A 23,366-nucleotide genomic window follows, 5' to 3' on the forward strand; every position below is an offset into this window, starting at 1 on the left:
TATTTGGTATAAGTTTTAAATAAAACTTAAACTTTTTACTATATAAACAAAATAATTATAAAAGGGGGACTTATTAATGCTAAAGAACAGAAAATCCAAGCTTTTAGCAGTAATTATGACTGTAGCCTTAGCTGGTTCAATACTCGCTGGCTGCGGCGGTAGTACTGCGACCAATAATCAAGCATCCGGAAGTAAAGTAATAAAAGTTAACCTTGGTGCTGATCCTAAAACAATCGATCCAGGTTTAAACAACTCTGTAGAGGGTTCTAAGGTAATAGTTAACGCTTTTGAAGGTTTAACTAACCTTGACAAGAATGAAAAAGTTATTCCTGGAGTAGCTGAAAAATGGGAGGTTTCAAGTGATGGTTTACATTATACTTTCCATTTGAGAAAGGATGCCAAATGGTCAGATGGTCAACCTGTTAAAGCCCAAGATTTCGAATATGCTTGGAAAAGAGCTTTAAATCCTGATACAGCTTCCGAATACGCTTTCCAACTTTTTTACTTAAAAAATGGTGAGGCATATAACCAAAGCAAAGATCCAAAGGCAACTAAAAAAGCAACTGCCGACGAGGTTGGAGTTAAAGCTAAAGATGACTCTACTCTAGAAGTTACACTTGAAGGAGCTACAGAATATTTCCTATCCCTAATGTCTTTTCCAACCTATATGCCTATAAGAAAAGATATAATCGAAAAAAATCCAACAGATTGGACAACAAAGCCAGAGACGTATGTATCCAACGGCCCTTTCATAATGAAGGAACACAAAATGAAAGACAGTATAAATTTTGTAAAAAATCTTAACTACTGGAGTTCTAAAACTGTTAAATTAGATCGAATAGAATTTAAAGTTTTAGAACAAGAAAGCAGCTATTTTGCAGCCTTTAAAACAGGTCAGCTTGATATGATTGATAAACCACCTACACAAGAAATCCCTAATTTATTAAAAGATGGTACAGCTAAAAACTATCCTTATATAGGGACATATTACTATGACTTTAATTTATCACCAAATGCTATAAATGTTAATCCAGAAGCAGCCAAGGCAGTAAAAGATGTTAGAGTTAGAAAAGCCTTATCGCTTGCCATAGATAGAGAGGCTATAACTAAAAATATTTCAAAAGGTGGCGAAAAACCAGCTACATCCTTTGTTCCAAGTTCTGTAACTGATAAAAACGGTACTCAATTTAAAAATAAAGAGTACTATAAAACTACTTCTGATGTAGAGCAGGCTAAAAAACTTTTAGCTGAAGCTGGCTACCCAGATGGCAAAGGTTTCCCTAAACTAGAACTGATATATAATACATTACAAGCTCATCAAAGCGTAGCTGCAGCTGTTCAAGATATGTGGAAGAAAAATCTAGGTATTGATATTACATTAAGAAACCTTGAGAGGAAAGTTCAGTTAGCTGAAGCAAACAAGCATAATTTCGTTCTTAACAGAGATGGTTGGATAGCTGACTATAATGACCCAATGACATTCCTTGATATTCCTACTACTACTAATGGTAATAACTACGCTGGATATAATAATCCTAAATATGATCAACTAATTACTGCAGCGAAAGTTGAAGCAAATGCTGAAAAAAGAGTTAGCATGCTTCATGAAGCTGAAGATATGTTGATGTCTGATATGCCACTGATACCAATATACGAATATACTGAAGTAATTTGTATGAATAAAAAATTAAAAGATGTTCACGTATCTAATCTTGGATTCTACTTCTTTAGGGATGCTGATTTAGAAAAATAATACTTGTAAACTTATAAAATCAATAAAGCAGTTAGTATATGCTAACTGCTTTATTGATGATTAAATACTTTCTAAAATAATGTTTTACAGCTATTTTTTCTCTTCCTTCATAACCATAAAATAAAAATCTGTACCGAACTCTTCATTAAATTGTCTTTCCAGTTCTCTCATTCTCTTTTCTTGTTTATCTCCTAAGTCAGCATAGTCCAAATTTTTAAAAGTTCGCAAAACTTCAGCATTAGAACTTAGAAATTCACTACTTACTTCCATATTATAATCATTTCTTTGATGTCTCGTTGAGCTGTTATTATTTTTTAGGATATAATCATGAGCAAATCCTCTTTCTATTCTTTCATCGGAACGATCTAAATCTTTGTATTCATTAACATATTCCTCATTCATATAAAAACCTCCAGTACAAGAAATCATATTTTCTTGAATTATTATCTTCTATGTTCTACTAAATCTATTGCACCAAGTACTATATGAGCTAATCCAAAGCCTAAAACTGCTGTTTCTACCATTGGCACAATATCTCTTTTTCTCATTCCTCTTTTTCTAATATCCATTGCTCTTAAGGCTACTGCACCTGCTGTTACTACAGTTCCCAAAGCTGTCGGAATTGTTCCTTCTCTCATAAAATTCCCCTCCTTATTTTTAATACGATATTATTGTTTCTTATTCAATGTCTGTTTATTCTTTTACAAATAAATTAAATGATAATATTTCCTATTTTTTATAATAGATTGAGTTTTGAAGATAAAAAGAAAAATAAAAAAAGCCCCTAAGGGCTGCTATATTATGATTTAGTTTCATTGATTTCCTCTAGAGTCCTGCCTTTAGTTTCAATACCTACGATAGCAATCACCACTGCTACCACTGCAAACACCATAGTAAGCATAAGAAACACATAGGTGAAACCAGCCTGTTTGCCGTTAGTCTCATACACCAATCCAACTATATAGGGAGCGGCAATAGCACCAATACGACCAACCGCAGCCGCCCAACCAGTTCCGCTTCCCCTAGCCCGAGTTGGATAAACTTCTGGCGTATAAGCATACACCGCACCCCAAGCTCCAAGGCTAAAAAAGTAAAGTAGGCAACCAAAAACAAGCACATTAATTACGGATGCCGCTTGCCCAAATAAGTATGATGATAATGCAGTACCTGCTAGGTACACTACTAAAACCGCTTTACGACCAATCCTTTCTATTAGATAAGCTGCACTGTAATATCCTGGTAACTGAGCAAAGCACATAATTAATGTGAATTCGAAACCTTTTACCAAACTATACCCTTTGCCGACAAGGAGAGTAGGAATCCATAAAACAAACCCATAATATCCAAAATTAATACCTAACCATAGAATCCATAGTAAAAAAGTGCGTCTACGATAAGTTTGAGACCATAAATCTAAAAGCGTGATATTATTAGCTTTATTCTCCTCTGGCTGGTTAAATACAGTTTCTATATCATTTTTAACTCCGGCTTGTTGTTCCATTTTACTTACGATTTTGTCAGCTTCTTGAAAATACCCTTTTTGCTCCAAGTATCGAGGAGACTCTGGAATATTTTTTCTCAGATACGCTGCATATAACGCTGGAATTCCTCCTAAGAAGAACCCAATGCGCCAGCCATAAATCGGGATCAAAAGATAAGCTATTAAAGCAGCAATAATCCATCCCCATGCCCAAAAGCTCTCCAACAAAACAACCATTCGTCCTCGGGCTATAGCAGGTGAGAATTCGCTAACCAAAGTAGATGCCGCAGGCAACTCCCCACCCAAGCCTAATCCCGTTAAAAATCGAAATAGCAATAATAAGCTAAAGTTAGGCGCTATCCCTGACAGGGCACTAGCTACTCCATATAACACAAGAGTAAACGTAACTACTGTTCTTCTCCCCCATCTATCAGAAACCATCCCAGCAATAGCGGCGCCAATAGCCATTCCAACTGCAGATGCACTGCCCAATAAACCTAAATCAGCAGGAGTAAGCTTCCATTCCTTTCCGATTGAAGCCATCACGCCAGCGACCATGCCTTGGTCCATGGCATCAAACATCCAACCGATACCTGTTAAAAACAATACTCTCCAAAGCATGGGTGTAACTGGCAACCTTTCAATCCTTTGCGAAATACTACTCATCTAATTTATTCCACCTTCTCTCTCAATCTGTTCCTTCTCTAAATTTTGCCCAGCTAGCAACTTTTTATGCTTTTCGTAGAATGTCTAAACACTTCAACACCTGACGGTACATTTTTTGAGCAAAAAAATTTTAATTTCCTAATAAACAAAAAAGACGCCTAACTATTATTTTATAAATAGTTAAACGCCTTAAAATTTCTAAATTTGGCGGGAATATGTGAGAATCGAACTCACCCGTCGTGGTCTTAGCACGGCAACACGGTTTTGAAGACCGGCAGGCACACCAGCACCTATCTACTCCCAAGATTGATTACATAGAGTATTATAAAACATTAAATACTCTATGTCAACAAAATCAAACATTATAACCTATAATTTTTTTAAATTACCCAAATTATAATTCTTAATAGCAATATGAAAAACATATTTTTTCATAACTTAAATTTTAATAAAGGATTCTCTTATCTTCTAGTCTTTTAGTCAATTTTATATTGTCGAAATGTTCCATTACAGACATAGCGTACTTCCTACTTGTATTCAACTCATCTCTTAATTGAGCTAGAGTCATGCTTCCATTGCTATTTATGAAGTTTCTTACTAATTCTTTTGCCTTATCATAATCCTCTGATAAAAGGCAACAGTCTTCTGATACTTTTATTAAAGCACCTTCATCTACAATTGACTCAAATACCATCTTAAAATTCTTTTTATCCTGATTAATAGTTTCTAAATCAGCATACCTAGGTGGTGAGAACTTAGCAAGCTTAAATTCTTTTAAAATTCTATCCCTAATAATATTTTGCTCTTTATTATATTTAATAGTGAAACCAACTATAGATATAAAACTACCATGTATGCTTATTGTTTCTTTTTGAACAAGTAAGTTTAATATTTCGTCGTATATCTTCTGTTTAATATTCTTACCCAATACCCTATTTTTTATTTCTTCTTTAGATATACCCCATTTCAGCGGATTCTGCTCATGAAACTTTTCTAGTATATCTGTCATTTGATTAACTTTTTGCTGCAAAAATCCCGAGTGAATATATACAGCTTTATCACCACTGTCAAGTCTTAACACTTTACCTTCAGTAACTAAAGTATTAAGCTTATCTTGAATATTCTCTTCATTCTTTCCTAAAGCCTTCAAAATATCTACAGCCCTTGGATAAGTATCGCTTAAGTTTTTAATGTTGTTTTCTAATATATTTTCAGTTTTTCCACTTTCTTTAATTTTTAGTTCCTCAATATACTTATCATCAAACCTCTTTGCTTTTTTTGCTAATGGTTCAATTATAGAACCACCACCTATAGTGTACATAGGCGAATAACTTCTTATTACTAATCTATCATTTCTTTGGGCAGTTAGAGGTTTTTCTAATCTTAACTGTACATAAGCTTCTTCTCCAGGCTTTATTTCTTCCTTATCAAGTATTATAACTCTACACAAAATCTCATTAGTACCATGGTAAAGCCTTACCCTTTGTCTATTTTCTAAAGGCCTTGAAGCACTTTTTAAATAGTAAAGATTACAATCCACCATTAGAGATGGCTCCATTATATTCTCTACTGAAACTACATCTCCTCTATCTACATCACTAGTTTTAACATTTGCTATATTTATAGCACACCTTTGACCTGCCTCTGCAACCTTTACAGATTGGTCATGTACTTGTATGCCTCTTACCTTGGATACAACTTTAGAAGGATATATTTCTACAGTTTGACCTTCTTTAATAGACCCACTTATTACAGTTCCTGTTACCACTGTTCCAAATCCACTTACTGAAAAAACTCTATCTACAGGAAGTCTGAAATGTCCATGTGTATCTTTAGCATCTACTTCTTCTGTTAACGTATCTATTTCCTTCACCAGTTGGTCCAAACCTAATCTTGTTTTAGAAGAAACAGCATGAATTGGAGCATTTTCTAGGAAAGTATCTTTAAACTCTCTTCTTATATCATCCTTAATCATTTCAGTCCAATCTTCGTCAACTAAGTCGGCCTTAGTAAGCACAATTATACCTTTTTTTACATTAAGTAATTGAAGTATTTCAAAGTGCTCCCTAGTTTGAGGCATTATTCCCTCATCTGCAGCAATTACTAAAAGAACTATATCTACACTACTTACACCAGCTAGCATATTTTTAACAAACTTTTCATGTCCTGGTACATCTATAATTCCTGCTCTTCTTCCTGAAGGCAAGTCAAAAAATGTGAATCCAAGATTTATAGATATTCCTCTCTGTTTTTCTTCTGCTAAGGTATCAGTTTCTCTTCCCGTCAAAGCCTTTACAAGTGTTGTTTTTCCATGGTCTATGTGTCCAGCAGTACCAATTATAATATGCTTCATAAATATCACCTACTCTTCTTATTGTTGTCTATAGACAGAGTTCTTAGCACCAGCTTCTAATCCTTAAACCCTATTATCTAGGGATATTCCACTCTTTACTCTCACTTTAGAGAAAAGGAATATTGGAGTAGCTAGTTATCAGATAAGTTTTCAAATGCCTCTACAATAATGTCAAAATCACTATCAAAAAGGGTTCTTAAATCCATAATAACTTCATCATTAGACACTCTTATAACTATAGGTACTTTATTTCCTCTTAGCTTTTTCTCTAATTCCTGTGGTGAGAACTTGCTATTTTTAACCTTTATTACATAGGTCTCAATCCTCTCAACAGGCATGGAACCTCCCCCAACCATAGAATAATCCTCTTCAATACCAAAACTAAATCCCTTTGCTTTACTTTGTAATCTTCTCTTAAGCCTTTGCGCTCTCTTTTTATGTTCGTCCTTGTGACTTAATATCATGTACAGTGTAGGGATATTCTCTACAGCTTCTTTTTCGTCCAAATAATATTTAAGAGTTCCCTCTAATGCAGCAAGAGTCATCTTATCTATTCTAAGTGCCCTTGTTAGCTGATTTTTTTTCATCTTATCTATGTATTGCTTCTTTCCTATAATGATACCAGCTTGTGGTCCTCCAAGCATTTTATCTCCACTAAAAGTTACCACATCAACACCTTTTTTTATACTTTCCTGAACTGTAGGCTCATATGTAAAACCATACTTTGAAAAATCAACTAAAGTTCCACTACCTATGTCCTCGATAAAAGGAATATTATTTTTCTTTCCGAGTTCCACTAATTCTTCTACTGATACCTCTTCTGTAAATCCAAGAATTTTAAAATTAGATGTATGTACTTTGAGTAGTACTCCTGTATTATCATTTATATTGTTTTCATAATCATAAAGGTGAGTCCTATTTGTTGTTCCCACTTCTACAAGCTTAGCTCCACTAAAGGTCATAACATCAGGTACTCTAAACGAACCTCCAATCTCAACAAGCTGTCCACGTGATACAATTGCCTCTTTATCCTTGCATAATGTATTTAAAGCTAACATTACCGCTGCCGCATTGTTATTTACAACTATTGCAGCCTCAGCACCCGTAACCTTTTTAATCAGTTCTTCCACATGACTATATCTTGAGCCTCTTTGCCCTTTCTTTAAATCATATTCAAGATTATTATAGCTATCTGCAACATTTATAACGTTTTCTAATGCCTTTTTAGCAAGTAGAGATCTTCCTAGATTAGTGTGTATAACTACACCAGTTGCATTTATAACCTTCTTAAAATTAGATCCAATACTTTCTTCTAAAATTTCTGCAAAGTTATTTAAAATGTCTTCCTTCGTAAAATCTTCAATTTGATCCTTTAATATTAGTTCCCTATAGTTATCTATTGATTGTCTTAGTGAATCTACAACTAATAGCCTCATAGCTCCCTCAGATTTTATTTGCACCATTTCTTCCTTTAGAAGCTCATCTATTTTAGGAAGCTTTCTTAACAATTGTTTTTTTTCCATATAATATCCCACCCTCTTTTTCAGTTAAAAGTTAAGAGTGAGGAGTGGAGAGTTATCTGATTTAATTCTCAACTCCTAAATTTTCAAAACTAATTTACGTATTTATAAAAATACAATTTAATTCGTAATCTCAACCTATTAACTCTAAAATCTATATCTATTCCACAATTATATACGTTTCACCTTGCTGTGGTATAACTTCACCTACTATAGCTGAAGACATATCAAGCTTTGAAAGTTCATTCATGATTTTTTCTCCATCTTCCTTTGAACAAGTAACTAAAAGTCCTCCAGATGTTTGAGGATCAAACAAAACATCTTGCATCCATTCAGGCGTATTCATAAATTCATATTTTCCTGATAAATACTCTTTATTTCTATATGCTCCTCCAGGTACAAGCCCCATTCCTGCATATTCCTTAGCTTCTTCTATGTAAGGTATCCTATCCGCAAATAATTTTAGTGTAACTTTTGAAGCTGATGCCATTTCATATCCATGACCCATAAGTCCAAAGCCTGTTATATCTGTACATGCACTAACATTATATTTAGTTATAATTTCTCCTGCATACTTGTTTAACGTAGACATAACTTTAACAACTTTTTCATAAGCATCTTTAGAAGCCACTTCTCCCTTTACTGCAGTGTTTATTATTCCACTACCTAGAGGCTTAGTTATTATGGCTACCTCCCCTACATTGGAACCATAGTTTTTAAGTATGTTATCTGGATGAACAGTTCCCATAACTGACAATCCGTACTTAGGCTCATCATCATCTACAGTGTGGCCACCTATAACTACTGCCCCTGCTTCTATTACTTTATCTGCTCCACCTCTTAAAATCTCTCCTAAAACATCTATAGATAGGCACGATGGAAAACAAACTATATTTAATGCTACTGTAGGTTTGCCTCCCATAGCATAGACATCGCTTAATGAATTAGCTGCTGCAATTTGACCAAAGCTATAAGGATCATCTACTACAGGTGTGAAAAAATCTAAAGTTTGAATTACAGCCAATTCATCATTTAATTTATATACAGCTGCATCATCAGAAGTCTCTATACCAACTAATAAATTTTTATCTTCCATTTTCGGTAATTTACTTAATATTTTCGAAAGGGTTCCCGGCCCTATTTTAGCTGCTCATCCTGCTGTTCTTGATAATTCAGTAAGTCTTTTCTCTGTCATAACGACACCTCCAGTCAAATTTTTTCAATTTTTATTATATACTACTTTGCTCAAATTTAAAACAATTAAACTATCTTGCTTCAATTTTATCTTTCATTTTATCTAAAGTTTTATCACCTATACCCCCTAATTTTTTCAAATCCTCTATTGATGAAAATCTACCATTTTTATCTCTATAGTCTAATATTTTTTGTGCTGTTACATCCCCTACCCCTGGAATAGTCTTTAGTTCTTCTTTTGAAGCTGTATTTATATTTATCTTACCGTTTTGTCCAATTCCATTACCTATATTACCTTGTGATATTAGCTGATTGTTTTTAACTTCGCTTTTCTTATCTACATATATATAATCCTCATCTCTTAGTTTTTTAGCTAGATTTAATTTATCTTTATCTGCATCTTCAGTGAATCCACCTGCTATCTTTATCAACTCTTCCGTTCTACTATCCGTTTCTAATTTATATACTCCAGGTTTTTTTACCTCTCCATTTATATATACTGTCATATCCTTGACATCCTTACTCTCTACCACTGCATTTTCATTGAATACATCTTTACTGGTAAATTCTTTGCTAGGTCTTGAAATTAAATAGCCTATTACTAAAAATACCGAAAATATAATTACTATACTAATAGACCCTATAATTTTTTTCCTATTCTTCATTATAACCTCCAAAAAGTAATAATTTTTTCTTTATATTTTAGATTATTGACAGCTTTATTAAAATTCTGTCGCAAAAGAAAAGTTTTTTTGATATAATTATTAGTAGCAATACTTTAGGAGGCAAAAATGCGAAAGTTTATAATATTAGTAACGTCATTTGTATTTATATTTTTAAATATTACATATATCGTTAAGGCAAAAGATGCCCCACCGTCAGTATCTGCAGACAGCGTGGTTCTGATGGATGCTTCAACAGGAGAAATTTTATACGAAAAAAATCCTGATACTGCCTATCCCCCCGCTTCTACGACTAAACTCATGACAGCGCTTTTAACTTTAGAAAGATTAAAATTAGATGATACTGTGAGGATTGGTAAAAACCCACCTTTGGCTGATGGAAGTAAAATATACTTGTTTGAAGATGAAGAAATAAAAGTAAGGGATTTACTTTATGGACTATTATTGGTTTCTGGTAACGATTGTGCTGAAGCACTTGCAGAACGCATAAGCGGCTCAGTAGATAATTTTGCAATAGAAATGAATAAAAGAGCACTAGAGCTTGGCGCTAAAAACACTAATTTTGTTAATCCAAGTGGATTATTTAATGATAGCCATAAAACTTCAGCAAGAGACTTAGCTCTCATAATGAGAGAGTTGTCCAAAAACCCAGAATATACAAAAATGGCTACTACTAGCTTTTATAAAATACAACCTACAAATAAATCCTCAGCAGAGAGACCTTTATGGAATGAAAATAAACTAGTACAAAAATCATCAAAGCTTTATTATGATGGTTGTGAAGGGGGAAAGACTGGATACACAGTTCAATCTCAACACTCATATGTTTCTACAGCTACGAAAAACGGTCAAAAGCTTATTGTAGCTTTAATACACGATAAAAATAAAACTTTTTTTCCTGACGCCATATCGCTATTTGATTATGGATTTAACAATTTCAAACTTGTTCACTTGTTTTCAAAGGGTGATTTAGTTACTAATTATACCAATGATGATATGGTTATTCCATTAGTTGCTGCTTCTGATTTTTATTATATCAAAGAAAAAGATAATACAACTGTACCTAAATGTACCTTAAACACTGACAGTCTAACATCAAAGTTTTTTAAAAAAGGTGATATAATTGCTAACGCTACAATCTACTTAGATAATAAAAGTATAGGTACATTAAAATTGATGAGTGATAGTAATCATGAAGTTAAACAACTATTGAAAAACAACTTTTTAAAAGACGGCAACTTAAAAATACAATATTTAGTTCCAATATCTGCAGTTGTTCTAATTTTGATATTTTTAATCTTTAAAAAGCTTACTTTCAATAGTAAACAATCTTAGATAACACTTAATAGAAAATTTAAATTTATGATTTAAATCTAACTTATAGAAAAGCTTAAGAGATGATGACCTTATAAAAATATAGTCATCATCTCTTTAATTTTTCAACTAACTCTTTCATATCTTTAGGTATATCTACTTCTAGTTCAACTACCTTCCCTGTTCGGGGATGAATAAACTTAAGCCTATAAGCATGTAAAGCCTGCCTTGATATATACTGTCCATTCTCTTCTACCCCATATAAGACATCTCCGAATAACGGATGGCCTAAATGCGTCAAATGTACTCTTATCTGATGCGTTCTTCCAGTTTCAAGTGTAAGCTTAACTAAATCTCCACCTTTAAAGCTTTGTAAAACCTTAAAATGAGTTATGCTTTCTTGGCCCCTTTCATCAACAATTCTTTTTATACTCCCCTCACCAGTTCTAAAAATTGGAAGATTAATTGTTCCTTGTCTTTCTTTTAAATTACCATGTACAATAGCTAAGTAACTTTTCTCAAAGCTATCCTTGCTCATTTCCCTTGCTAAAGCCATATGTGAAAATTGATTTTTGGCTATGATTATAAGCCCAGAAGTATCCATATCTAACCTACTTACAAGCCTAACTATACAATTTTCGCCTTTTTCTTTAAAATAGTATAAAAGACCGTTTGCTAGCGTTCCTGTAGGATAACTTTTAGTCGGATGTACTACTATTCCAGGTTGTTTATTTACTATTATTAAGTCGCTATCCTCATATACTATCTCTATATCAATTTTCTCTGGTTCTATATTCTGACTCTCTTCCTTAACTACATCTAAAGCGATCTCATCGCTATTTTTAAGCACATGATTAAGCTTAGCTCTTTTACCATTAATGGATATTCTTCCATCCATCGCTGCACCTTTTATAAGTCTCCCTGAAAGCTGTTGAACTACTCTTAGGTATTCTCTTAGCTTCATACCCTCTTCATTGGGTCCTACTTTAAATATAAGCTTATTATCTTTCATAATGAACTCCTTTTTACAATAGTTAAACTTTTTGTAGGTATATATAATTCATTTCGAAGATACATTTAACTGGCTTTTTAGTACTCTTAGCTTATGAATTCACGGAAACTTAGAATTTTTCCTTGTCTTAGCGTTAGCTAGTTAGATAAAATTCTAAGTTTTTTTAAATTTATAAGCTTTAGAGTACTTAAAGTCAGTTAACAGTATTGAGAAATAAATTATATATACCTAGATCTGTAAAGTTAAGTATAAAAGAGTGAACCTATTTAAAGCTCACTCTTTTATACCTATGTTTAACTATTATGCTAGTGCAATTACTTCTATTTCAACTAAAGCGTCCTTTGGAAGAACAACTTGCACGCATGATCTTGCAGGCATGTCTTTATCAAAGTATTTTGCATAAACTTCATTTACAGCAGCAAAGTCACTCATATTCTTTACAAATACAGTTGTTTTAATAACTTTATCAAGTGATGTACCAGCTTCTTCAAGTATTGCTTTAACATTCTCTAAAGATCTCTCAGTAGCCTTCTTTACATCTCCACCAATTAACTCACCAGTTGCTGGATCTAGTGGAATTTGTCCTGATGTAAATACAAGATTTCCAACCTTAACTCCTTGTGAATAAGGTCCTACTGCTCCTGGTGCTTTTGTTGTACTTATTATTTGCTTTTCCATAAATTAAAAACCTCCTACAAATTTAAACAGTAAACGATTTACTATTATTTATTAAAATTTCATTTTCCTATAACATTATATCAAATAATTTTGTTTTTTGTCTAATTAATTGTAAATTTTAAATCTTGAATTAATAACTTCTAACTTTACTATATTATTCATAAAATAAGCATACTATTAATTGTTATTTACCTTATAAAATGACATAATATTATCTAATAACTTTTTTCTCATTATTTTGTGTATAAATAATATTACTTCCTAATATATTTAGTAATTCTTTGTTTTTATTTGGTTCATAAATAAAATATGAAACTCCATTTAAATAATCTGCATCTCCTTGCAAAGTTACTATCTTTATATTTGATTTATCTATTTTAACAAACTTATATCCATATTTAATAATATCATCAAGTCTCATATTTGTTTTTGTATACCTGTGAACAGTATCGAATATATAAGGTATCTTCGGAATTATTTCAGGACTCTTAAACTTAGCAATAACCTTATTAACAAACTCGTGTTGATTTTGTATCCTATCTAGGTCTCCCAGTGCTAGTCCTGTTCCATCATTATTTTTTCTCCATCTAAAAAACTTTTCCGCTTTTTCACCATCTAGATGTACCAATTGCCCCTTTTTAAAATGAATATGTAGATTTTGAGATGAATCATCATAATCCATTTTATTTTTTATCTTCATGTCTATTCCACCAATTACATCTATAATTTCTCTAAACCCTCTATAGTCCAGCTGAGCATAGTAATTTATATTTACTCCTAATAGCTTTTCTACACACTCTATTAGATATTTCTCTCCACCTAGGGCATTAAGCGAATTTATTTTATGATTTTTTCCACCTATCTTAACTAAAGTATCTCTTGGGATAGAAATTACATTTATGTTATCATTTTTAGGATTATAGTTCATAAGCATTATAGTATCAGTTCTTTTGGGCCCGTTTGCTACTTTGCACTTAGGATTTCCAACATCCACACCAGTAATAAGAATATTTACTAGCTCATCTTCTATTATAGGCTTTTGTTGCATTGGTTCTTCTTGTACCGCTTCTGGTGGCACAGCTCCTAAGTAGTTGCTATATCTTGAACTTCCAATAAAGAAAATTGCTGACATAAATAAAATTATTATAATTACACTTCTAAACTTCTTTCTTTGTTTTATCACAACATTTTCACCTGCGATTTTTAGAAAGTATATAATTCCTCCCTTTGATTGTATCTATATGCAAGAACTGTCCTTTATCAATAACAAATTTAATAGTATTATCAAAAGCTTTTATCAAAGCCATATCTAAATCTTCAAAGGCCAATTTTCTTAAATCATCAACCCCTGGAAAATTTCTTGAAGGTTCAATATAATCTGCTATATATACTATTTTTTCAAGTATACTCATATTCTCCCTTCCCGTTGTATGATATGTTACTGCGTTTAATACATCTTCATCTACAATTCCCATATCTTTCTTAGCAATCTCAGCAGCAATAGCTCCATGCATTAGTTGAGGACTTTTCTTAAATATTTCATCCATCGTCAACTTATGTTTTTCTGACATGCTTACAATTTGTTCATCACTCATATTCTTACAATAATCATGTATAAGTGCTGCAAATTTAGCCTTTTCTAAATCTTCATTATATAGTTTTGCTAACTTTACTGCCGTATCTCTTACTCCAATGACATGTTCATATCTTTTAGGCTTAAGATTTTCTTTTAACTTTTCTTTTATTTGCTCTTCGCTCCACATCCCAAATCACCCCAAAACAATAAATATTACTAGTTTTATTTATAAAGGTTGAGTTCTTCAATAATATTATAAACACTTTCAGGTAAAAGATAACTCACATTTTTTTCTTGTCTTATGCTATTTCTTATACTAGTTGAAGAAATATCCAGTAGCGGAATATCTAGAAAATCAATTTTATTTAAATACATTTTTTCCAGCTTTTTCTTTTGATCTTCTATAGTCTTCATATCAAAGCCTGGTCTATTAAAGACAATAAGCCTAGATAATTCTAAAATCTTATCTGTATTTTTCCATCCTTCTATATCCATAAGACAATCAACACCTGTTAAAAAATACCACTGAGTATCCTTCTCTAGATTATTAAAATATTCTAATGTTTGATAAGTATAACTTAAATCTGATTTGTTTATTTCATAATCACTTACATTAAAGCACTTTTCTGCTCTAGTAGCCATCTTCACCATTTCGTATCTTAAAAGTGCACTTGTTATATTTTTATTTAGTTTATGTGGCGGAGTTCCTGATGGCACAAAAATTATCTGATTTAATTGTAATTTGTAAAGCGCTTCATAGGCTATGTGTAAGTGACCATTATGTATAGGATCAAAGGTTCCACCAAAAATAGCTTTTCTAATCATCCCTCTCTCCCCACCTTCATTTTTAGTTCAGAGTTAATAGTAAGAATTTAATAAATATTTTTCTCCTTAATTAGAAAAATATTTATTTTTTATTTATATTAAAGTAAGGTTAGCAACTTATTTTCTAACAAGTTACTAACCAACTATAATTCACAACATATGCAAAAATAAATTAATTTTTCACCTGAAGGTGAGAAATATCATTAACTTATCGCTTTAATGCACGAACACTTTGAATTCTATTTTGGCAATTCAATTTTAGAGTTTTTCTTAGACTTTCTGTAAAGTACAATTTTACTTCCTATAGACTGAATGCCTTCACATCCTAATTCTTCACATATCTCATCTGAAGCCTCTCTAGCTTCGTAATCACTATTATTTAACACTGAAATCTTTATTAGCTCTCTAGCCTCTAAAGCATCGTCTACTTGTTTTAAAAAATTTTCTTCTATTCCTTCTTTGCCTATCTGAAATATAGGGCTCATTGTATTTGCAAGCCCTCTTAAATAACTTCTCTGCTTACTTGTAATCATGCAGTCAAACCTCCAAATTATAATAAGTATTCAAACTCAAAATCGTTAAGTCTTACCATATCACCGTCTTCAATTCCCATTTCCCTTAATTCTTCAAGTACACCTTTATTTTTTAGTACCTTATGGAAATATCTAAGAGCATCTGGATCATTTACATTTACGCTAGCTAGTAATCTATCAACAAAACTTCCCTCAACAATATATACATTTTCTTCTTTTCTTATTGTATAGGTAAATCTCTTTTCTTCTGGTACAAATTTTTCTTCTTCACTTATTTCCATATCTGTAACAGGAATCGTACTTAGCATCCTAGCAGCTTCCTTCATCAATTCCTCTATGCCTTGTCTTGTAGCTGCAGATATCTTAAATATATTTTTATATCCAAGTTCTTCAACCTTTTTCTTAAAATCTTCAAAAATTTCTTCATCATATAGCATATCACTTTTATTTGCAGCGATTATTTGAGGTCTATCCCAAAGTTTTATACTATATTTTTTTAATTCCTCATTTATTTTTATAAAATCTTCAAAAGGATCTCTTCCTTCTAATCCTGATATATCAACCACATGAATTAGTACTCTAGTTCTTTCTATATGTCTTAAGAACTTTAAACCAAGCCCTACACCTTCAGATGCCCCTTCTATTATTCCAGGAACATCTGCCATTACAAAGCTTTGTACTCCTGGTACAGCTACTACACCTAGGTTAGGATTTAAAGTTGTAAAATGATAGTTAGCAATCTTAGGCTTTGCCTTTGATACTACTGACAGTAAAGTTGATTTACCTACATTTGGAAAACCTAGTAATCCAACATCTGCTAGAACCTTAAGTTCTAAAGAAATCCATCTTTCTTCACCAGGCATTCCTGGCTCTGCAAAATCTGGTGCCTGTCTTGTAGCATTGGCAAATCTTACATTTCCTTTGCCTCCTCTACCACCTCTTGCAACGGTATAAGTATCTCCTGGGTGAGCCAAATCTGCCATGATTTTTTCTGTTTCTACGTCTTTTATTACAGTTCCCATAGGAACCTTTATGTACAACGTTTCTCCATCCTTACCAAAACACTTTGATCCTGCACCATTACCACCAGCTTCTGCTTTATATTTTCTCTTATATGAAAAATCTAAAAGCGTAGTCATATTTGGATCCGATACTAGAATTATATCTCCACCTTTTCCACCGTCTCCACCATCTGGACCTCCAAGTGGTATATATTTTTCTCTTCTAAAGGAGATAGATCCATTTCCACCATCTCCAGACTTAATAAAAATTTTAGCTGTATCTAAAAACATGATATTTCCCTCCTTTTCTTTTATTATATTTTACCCATATTTTAAGGTTTTAAAAAAGCACCCTATAGAAGGGTGCTTTTTACTATTCTGCTACTACTTGCTCTACATCTACAGGATATACGCTAGCTTTCTTCTTGTCTCTTCCAACTCTTTCGTATTTAACAACTCCGTCAACTTTAGCGAAAAGAGTATCGTCAGATCCTTTACCAACGTTAGCACCTGGATGTATTTTTGTTCCTCTTTGTCTAACTAATATGTTTCCAGCTAAAACAAATTGTCCATCAGCACATTTAGTTCCAAGTCTTTTAGCTTCACTATCTCTACCGTTTCTTGAGCTACCTACCCCTTTTTTATGAGCAAATAACTGAAGGTTCATAACTAACATCGTATTACACCTCCTCTACTTTTACATTTATATGTTCACCGTAACTCATTTCTACACTATTTAAACCAAGCAACATAGTTTTCATAAGCACTTGGCACTCTTTTATACTATCTTCTGGTAATTCCTCTAATGAAAAACTTAAAAAACCATCCTCTATAGAATAATCAACTTTAAGTTTTAAAACATCAAGTATACCAATTAATATAGTTTGAGATATAGCAGAAACAGCACTACATACTAAGTCATATCCTTCATCTACTGATTCCGCATGTCCGTTTAGACTAACAGAAACTAAATTAAAGGATTTTTTACCAAATAATACATTAACCATGATTATGCGTTAATTGCTTCTATTTGAATCTTAGTGTATGGTTGTCTGTGTCCTTGCTTCTTTCTGTAGTCTTTCTTTCTCTTGTACTTGAATACTATAACTTTCTTATTCTTTCCTTGAGCTAGAACTTTAGCAGTAACTTTAGCTCCTTCAACTACAGGCTTTCCAACAACTAACTCTCCGTTATCCTTGCTTACTACAAGAACGTTATCAAGTTCAACTGTTGAATCAACTTCAGCATTTAGTTTTTCAACGTATACTACGTCTCCTTGTGCAACTTTGTATTGCTTTCCTCCAGTAACTACAACTGCGTACATTAAAATACACCTCCTCTATATACGGTCTCGCCATCCAAGGCACATAAAAATAAATTTATCTTTATGATTTTAGAAACCTCTTCTGTGCGGTCTACAAAAGCCATTTTAACATATATTTATATGTTTGTAAAGTTTTTTATCCTGTAAATTTAAACTTTGTCAGCTATGGGATAAACCTTGAAATCTTCCAAGTTTTCTATCTGGCTCATAAAAATTAAAGGTTCTACTTTAAAATACTCATTATTTACATATGTAACATAAATTCTTTTCTCCAGAGAATCTATATTTGCAATAAAGTTTAATATATCTCCCTCTATGTCTTTTTTATAAGACTCATCAATTTCTATATGTATATCCTTTATATCTCTTTGCTCATCTATTCTTATGATTTCATTTCTTATAAGCATAGATATATAAGATAACTTCACTCGCTTTCCTCTACCAGAGCAGCTTCCACAGTCTTCTTCTATATATTCATATATAGATTTTCCTGACCTTCTTCTAGCAATTTGAACTAAGTTTAATTCCGTAAATGGATATATTACAGTCTTATTTTTATCATCCTCAAAACCTTCTTTTAATTTATCCATTATTTTTTTCTTGTTTTCATCATTATCCATGTCTATAAAATCTATAACTATAATGCCACTTAAATTTCTCAGTCTTATCTGTCTCACAATTTCCTCTGCTGCCTGATAATTTGTTATATAGGCTGTTTTTTGAATTGAATTACTTTTTATATTCTTACCAGAGTTAACATCTATAACATACATAGCTTCTGTTTTATCAACAACTATGTACCCTCCACAACTCAAAGTAACTTTATTGTTTCTTAAACTTAATATTTCTCTTTCGATACCATAATAATTAAATAGACTTCTTGATTCATCATGAAGCTTTATATTTACTTTTACTTCTGAGATACCCTCTGAAAATTCTTTTACATAATCATAATCTTCCTGTGTATCTACATATATTTTATTATTAGCTTCATTTATCTTATCTCTTAAAACCCTACCAAGAATCCCCCCATCATTAAATAGAAGTATAGGCTTTATAGAATATGCTGCTCTTCTACACATATCCATATATAAATTATAAAGATTACTAATTTCATCATTTATGACATCAATAGAGACATTTACAGCATTAGTTCTTATCATAATTCCTACATCTTTAGGCTTCTTTATATTCCTACTTATAAACTCTTTTTGTAATTTGTCTTCTATCTTTTTTGAAAAACTTATATCTTTATTAAGAGTTAACAGAACACAATATCTTCCTGGTATACTTATAGCATTAGTGACTTTTGCACCTTTGCTTCCTAAATCTTCTTTAACTACCTGTATTAGTACTTCTTCACCTTTTTTTATGTTAGTATTTTTGAACTTGTTATCTAAATACATATATGCATTTTTTTTGTGCCCTATATCTATAAAAGCCGACTTTATAGCTGGCACAATATTTTTTACAATTCCTTTGTATATTTCACCAGGATACGGCTCTATTGATTCCTCTTCTATTAAACATTCCTTAAGTCTTTCATTTTCTTTTATAGCAATTCTTAGTAGTTCTTTTTGTCTTTCTATAAATATCTCCCTCAAATTTTCACCCTCTTTTTTAGAGTTAATCCTTAAAAACTAAAAATTACAAGCTAAGTATAAATTTTTTCGTGCATTACAAAATCTTATTCTGATTTATTTTTTATTTAGTAAAATAAAGCTTATAATTTAACCTTAGCTAAATTATAAGCCCAGTAATTTTTCAACCTAGGTAAAAGATTTATTAACCCTTAATTCCTATTTTTAACTCTAGACTATATCATTTCTGCATATTTATAAAGCGGAACTAATTTTTTGCCTACTTCTGTATACATCTCTTCTCTTTTAATATCGACAAACGCATCTTTATTTGCTGTCTTTGTGTTTTCTTGAATAAACTTAGCTAGAAGTTCTGCCGATAAATTCTCTTTACTACCACAAGACACTACAGTATTGATAACTAAGTAATTGTCTTCAATATCACAATTGAACTCTTTAACCATAGGTTTAATGTTAACCTCAGCTTCGCCGCTCTTGCTCTTCTTTAATATTACCCACTCTTGCTTACTTAATAACTTTTCTATCTCTTCATTAATCAAATCTAGTTTACTATACTTTAATTTTATTCTATATTTTGCAGCATCAATCACTGCCATAGACTTAAACACTTTTTTATTTTGCTCATCTTTTATCTTTTTGACCTCAAAAACTTTGATTCCCATAGGAGCACTAGCATTTAACTTCTCTCTTATCATATCTTCATCTATTTCCTCTTCGAAATAGGCATCTACATAATCACCAGATGAATAAACTCCTACTGCTAACGGTTGAGCTAAAGATAAATTTATATGCGGGTTAAACCCTTTAGAGTATTCTACAGGAAGGCCTGATCTTTTCATCATTCTTTGTATTGTTCTCATCAGGTCTAGATGAGCTACAAACTTTATGTCGCTTTCCTTACTGAACTTGATTAAATAATGCACCTTCAAAGCACTTCCCTTCCAACTTAACATTTATTCCGCATCTTTCACAGCCTAATCTACAATCAGGAGTTATATCCGCTCTCTTTGCTCTCTCATTTTCTCTTATTAAATACTCTTTAGTTACACCTACTTCTATAAAATCCCAAGGAAGTATTTCATCATAACTTCTTTCCCTATATGAATAAAAGTCTCCATCTACATCGCATTCTTGTAATGCTTCCATCCATATATCGAAATTAAAGTATTCTGACCATCCATCAAACTTAGCACCCTTTTCAAAGGCTTTAATAAGCACCTCTGAAAGTCTTCTATCTCCTCTAGCAAACATAGCTTCCAAGTAACTCACAGGTGTTTCATGCCAATTGTAGTTAATACTTCTGCTCTTTATAGCCCCTCTTAATGCCTTTATTTCTTCTCTTACATCCTCCATCTTTATCTGTGGTATCCACTGGAATGGAGTAAATGGTTTAGGAACAAAAATAGAGGTGCTTACTGTAACTTTTAACCCTTTCTTTCTCTTATCCTTCGGAACTTTAAAATATTGGTCTACAACTTTTTCAGCTAAATCTGCTATACCAACTACGTCTTCCATTGTTTCGTAAGGAAGCCCTATCATGAAGTATAGCTTAATAGTAGACCATCCTGATTCAAATGCACTCCTTACAGAATCCATTAAGTTCTGTTCTGTTACACCTTTATTTATAACATCTCTCATTCTCTGTGTTCCAGCTTCTGGTGCAAAGGTTAATCCGGTCTTTCTAACTTTTTGTATTTCGTTTATTAAATCTACAGAGAAAGAGTCTATTCTTAATGAAGGAAGTGAAACTCCTACCTTATCTTTTTCATGTTTTTCCATTAACTTATATATTAGATTCTTTAAATCTGAATAATCACATATACTTAATGAAGTTAAAGAAACCTCTGAATATCCTGTACTTTGTATTAATTGTTCAGCCATTTCTAATATCTTATCTGTTTTCTTTTCTCTAACAGGTCTATATATTATTCCTGCCTGACAGAATCTACATCCTCTAGTACATCCTCTAAAGGTTTCCAAAACTATTCTATCATGGACTATTTCTGTATAAGGAACAATAAGTCTATCTGGATAAGCCACTTCATTGAAATTCTTTATTATTCTCTTTGTAACCTTTGCTGGTACATCATCATACAAAGGCTTAAACCCTTTAATTGTACCATCTTCATTGTAATCTACACTATAAAGTGATGGTACATAAATACCTTGCATATGACTTAACTCTCTTAAGAATTCCTTCTTCTTGCCTTGACCCTTATATTTCTTATAAAGATCCATAATTTCATTAACCTGCTCTTCGCTTTCACCTATAACAAAAAAGTCTGCTATAGCATGAAGAGGTTCAGGATTATATGCACAAGGTCCCCCACACATGATTATTGGGTCATCTTCTCCTCTTTCAGAGGCTCTTATAGGTATACCTGCCAAATCCAACATATTTAATATGTTTGTATAACTCATTTCATACTGAAGAGTGAATCCAAGAAAATCAAAATTTCTTATTGAATCCTTACTCTCTAAACCATAAAGAGGCACATCATTTTCTCTCATTAGCTTTTCCATATCAGGCCATGGTGCAAAAACTCTCTCACAAAATGTATCTTCTCTTTGATTCAAAACATAATAAAGGATTCTTGTACCTAAATGAGACATTCCAACTTCATAAACATCCGGAAAACAAAATGCATATCTAATATCTACTTTATCTGTATCTTTATTATAAGAATTAATTTCTCCACCTATATATCGTGCTGGTTTTTCAACTTTAAATAATATATCATCAGTAACCTTATTCATCAAAATCCTCCTCTTGTGTTTATCACATCTTAATATTCTAACACAATATATAAGAAATTTAAAATGTAAATTTTTATTAGCTTAACATTCAATTATTGTAAAGTTATGTCTAGTAAGTTCTGTTACATGCCATATTTAAACATGATGTTTTTAATATAACTTAAAATCACAATAGGTCTTTAAATTACCAAGCTTAATTGATATATTACTTTGCAACTGTGAAATTTTAGTTACTTTTCCTCGTCTTCAATTTTTAAAAATTCTTCTATAGTTATATTTCCATATACTTTAAGCGCCGTTATAACCTCGTCTTCATAAATTATATCCATAACTTTCATTTCTGTATCTAAAATAGTAAATATATTATATTTATTTTTATCAAATAAACTCATTAAATTAAGCATATCACCTTTATAATAAACAGAAGTACTCTTATTCTCAATATATCCATTTTTTATAAATTTATATTTCTTCTTTATAATATCTCCCATGATTATATACGATATCCTTTCATTTTCTCGAAGTGATGACATTATTATAAACAATCCTATTATTCCAATATTAAAATTATTTCTTCCCTTTAGGTAAAGTAGAACATAACAAAACATAAGAAGAACTCCAATAGTAATACTTGTAACTATCATTATTTTATTAGCTTTTTTATAAGTTAATTTAAAATTCAGAGAATCTCTTAATATCCTTCCACCATCCAATGGAAATGCAGGTATTAAATTAAAAATCCCTATAGCTAGATTTCCTGCAAACAACACATAGAATCTATCTACCGGCAAACTTTTGTATAAAAAATAAAAAATCACAGCTAAAGCTATGTTAAGCATAGGCCCCGCTATAGATATAATTAAATCTTCTTTTGGAGTCGCCTCGTCTAAATCCTTAAATTTCAGCACCGCACCAACTGCCAAAAACTCTATATCAAATCCTGAAAACCCATAATATCTAGCAGCAATATAGTGAGCCATCTCATGTAAAATTACAATTAAAAATGAATAAAAAAGTTGACCTTTGTAACCTATAAGAATCAGAAATATTACATACGGAATAAAATATCTACTAACCTTTATCACATGACTACCCC

The 23,366-nt window shown here is 31.9% G+C and carries 23 protein-coding genes and 1 tRNA gene; 2 read left to right on the plus strand and 22 right to left on the minus strand.

The features are described from left to right. The first annotated feature begins 76 nt into the window (after positions 1-76). Positions 77-1,753, plus strand: coding sequence for a peptide ABC transporter substrate-binding protein (locus AC0N0V_RS19620; RefSeq protein WP_474460476.1), 1,677 nt, complete (start codon positions 77-79; stop codon positions 1,751-1,753). A gap of 90 nt (positions 1,754-1,843) precedes the next feature. Here the strand turns inward: AC0N0V_RS19620 and AC0N0V_RS19625 are convergent, their stop codons facing one another. From AC0N0V_RS19625 to AC0N0V_RS19660, 8 genes are all read right to left on the minus strand, one after another. After that, complete coding sequence (locus AC0N0V_RS19625; RefSeq protein ID WP_474460478.1) at positions 1,844-2,155, minus strand: hypothetical protein; 312 nt, start codon at positions 2,153-2,155, stop codon at positions 1,844-1,846. A gap of 41 nt (positions 2,156-2,196) precedes the next feature. Beyond that, on the minus strand, positions 2,197-2,391 hold the full coding sequence (locus AC0N0V_RS19630; RefSeq protein ID WP_474460480.1) for an asparagine synthase: 195 nt from the start codon (positions 2,389-2,391) through the stop codon (positions 2,197-2,199). A 161-nt stretch (positions 2,392-2,552) separates the two neighbouring features. Next, positions 2,553-3,899, minus strand: coding sequence for an MFS transporter (locus AC0N0V_RS19635; protein ID WP_474460481.1), 1,347 nt, complete (start codon positions 3,897-3,899; stop codon positions 2,553-2,555). A 205-nt stretch (positions 3,900-4,104) separates the two neighbouring features. Further along, positions 4,105-4,201, minus strand: a tRNA-Sec gene (locus AC0N0V_RS19640). 143 nt (positions 4,202-4,344) lie between these two features. Continuing rightward, positions 4,345-6,252 (minus strand): selenocysteine-specific translation elongation factor, encoded by a 1,908-nt coding sequence (gene selB / locus AC0N0V_RS19645; protein WP_474460482.1) that lies wholly within the window; start codon positions 6,250-6,252, stop codon positions 4,345-4,347. Positions 6,253-6,383: 131 nt separating this feature from the next. Then, positions 6,384-7,775 carry an L-seryl-tRNA(Sec) selenium transferase gene (selA, locus tag AC0N0V_RS19650; RefSeq protein WP_474460484.1) on the minus strand — a complete coding sequence of 464 codons (1,392 nt, stop codon included), beginning with the start codon at positions 7,773-7,775 and terminating at the stop codon, positions 6,384-6,386. Positions 7,776-7,932: 157 nt separating this feature from the next. Beyond that, positions 7,933-8,967, minus strand: coding sequence for a selenide, water dikinase SelD (selD, locus tag AC0N0V_RS19655; protein WP_474460485.1), 1,035 nt, complete (start codon positions 8,965-8,967; stop codon positions 7,933-7,935). Between the two features lie 70 nt (positions 8,968-9,037). Then, complete coding sequence (locus AC0N0V_RS19660) at positions 9,038-9,631, minus strand: helix-hairpin-helix domain-containing protein (protein ID WP_474460486.1); 594 nt, start codon at positions 9,629-9,631, stop codon at positions 9,038-9,040. A 126-nt stretch (positions 9,632-9,757) separates the two neighbouring features. Here AC0N0V_RS19660 and AC0N0V_RS19665 point away from each other — a divergent pair, with 126 nt between their 5' ends. Further along, positions 9,758-10,984 (plus strand): serine hydrolase, encoded by a 1,227-nt coding sequence (locus AC0N0V_RS19665; protein WP_474460487.1) that lies wholly within the window; start codon positions 9,758-9,760, stop codon positions 10,982-10,984. A gap of 88 nt (positions 10,985-11,072) precedes the next feature. Here the strand turns inward: AC0N0V_RS19665 and AC0N0V_RS19670 are convergent, their stop codons facing one another. From AC0N0V_RS19670 to AC0N0V_RS19735, 14 genes are all read right to left on the minus strand, one after another. Next, a complete protein-coding gene (locus tag AC0N0V_RS19670) occupies positions 11,073-11,975 on the minus strand; it encodes an RluA family pseudouridine synthase (protein WP_474460488.1) in 903 nt (300 codons plus the stop codon). A gap of 300 nt (positions 11,976-12,275) precedes the next feature. Then, the gene (locus AC0N0V_RS19675) at positions 12,276-12,653 is read right to left on the minus strand and encodes a RidA family protein (protein WP_474460489.1); all 378 of its coding nucleotides are present in this window, start codon (positions 12,651-12,653) and stop codon (positions 12,276-12,278) included. Between the two features lie 211 nt (positions 12,654-12,864). Next, complete coding sequence (locus tag AC0N0V_RS19680) at positions 12,865-13,836, minus strand: LCP family protein (RefSeq protein ID WP_474460491.1); 972 nt, start codon at positions 13,834-13,836, stop codon at positions 12,865-12,867. A 7-nt stretch (positions 13,837-13,843) separates the two neighbouring features. After that, entirely contained in the window at positions 13,844-14,416 is a 573-nt protein-coding gene (gene yqeK, locus AC0N0V_RS19685) for a bis(5'-nucleosyl)-tetraphosphatase (symmetrical) YqeK (protein ID WP_474460492.1), read from the minus strand. Positions 14,417-14,451: 35 nt separating this feature from the next. After that, positions 14,452-15,054, minus strand: coding sequence for a nicotinate-nucleotide adenylyltransferase (nadD, locus tag AC0N0V_RS19690; protein WP_474460493.1), 603 nt, complete (start codon positions 15,052-15,054; stop codon positions 14,452-14,454). 239 nt (positions 15,055-15,293) lie between these two features. Beyond that, positions 15,294-15,587 carry a ribosome assembly RNA-binding protein YhbY gene (gene yhbY / locus AC0N0V_RS19695; RefSeq protein ID WP_474460494.1) on the minus strand — a complete coding sequence of 98 codons (294 nt, stop codon included), beginning with the start codon at positions 15,585-15,587 and terminating at the stop codon, positions 15,294-15,296. Between the two features lie 17 nt (positions 15,588-15,604). Next, positions 15,605-16,879: a GTPase ObgE gene (gene obgE, locus AC0N0V_RS19700; protein ID WP_474460495.1), complete on the minus strand. Its 1,275-nt coding sequence runs from the start codon at positions 16,877-16,879 to the stop codon at positions 15,605-15,607. Positions 16,880-16,961: 82 nt separating this feature from the next. Then, positions 16,962-17,264, minus strand: coding sequence for a 50S ribosomal protein L27 (gene rpmA / locus AC0N0V_RS19705; RefSeq protein ID WP_474460496.1), 303 nt, complete (start codon positions 17,262-17,264; stop codon positions 16,962-16,964). A 4-nt stretch (positions 17,265-17,268) separates the two neighbouring features. Beyond that, entirely contained in the window at positions 17,269-17,595 is a 327-nt protein-coding gene (locus AC0N0V_RS19710; RefSeq protein ID WP_474460498.1) for a ribosomal-processing cysteine protease Prp, read from the minus strand. A 2-nt stretch (positions 17,596-17,597) separates the two neighbouring features. Continuing rightward, positions 17,598-17,912, minus strand: coding sequence for a 50S ribosomal protein L21 (gene rplU, locus AC0N0V_RS19715; protein ID WP_474460499.1), 315 nt, complete (start codon positions 17,910-17,912; stop codon positions 17,598-17,600). Positions 17,913-18,061: 149 nt separating this feature from the next. Then, the gene (locus AC0N0V_RS19720) at positions 18,062-19,516 is read right to left on the minus strand and encodes an Rne/Rng family ribonuclease (RefSeq protein ID WP_474460500.1); all 1,455 of its coding nucleotides are present in this window, start codon (positions 19,514-19,516) and stop codon (positions 18,062-18,064) included. A gap of 212 nt (positions 19,517-19,728) precedes the next feature. Further along, a complete protein-coding gene (locus AC0N0V_RS19725) occupies positions 19,729-20,442 on the minus strand; it encodes a TIGR03936 family radical SAM-associated protein (RefSeq protein WP_474460502.1) in 714 nt (237 codons plus the stop codon). After that, positions 20,411-22,270 (minus strand): TIGR03960 family B12-binding radical SAM protein, encoded by a 1,860-nt coding sequence (locus AC0N0V_RS19730; protein WP_474460504.1) that lies wholly within the window; start codon positions 22,268-22,270, stop codon positions 20,411-20,413. The genes AC0N0V_RS19725 and AC0N0V_RS19730 overlap by 32 nt, the downstream gene beginning before the upstream one ends. A gap of 230 nt (positions 22,271-22,500) precedes the next feature. Further along, complete coding sequence (locus AC0N0V_RS19735) at positions 22,501-23,355, minus strand: M50 family metallopeptidase (protein WP_474460505.1); 855 nt, start codon at positions 23,353-23,355, stop codon at positions 22,501-22,503. Between the last annotated feature and the right edge of the window lie 11 nt (positions 23,356-23,366).

Source organism: Clostridium sp. CS1-1 (assembly GCF_056135525.1).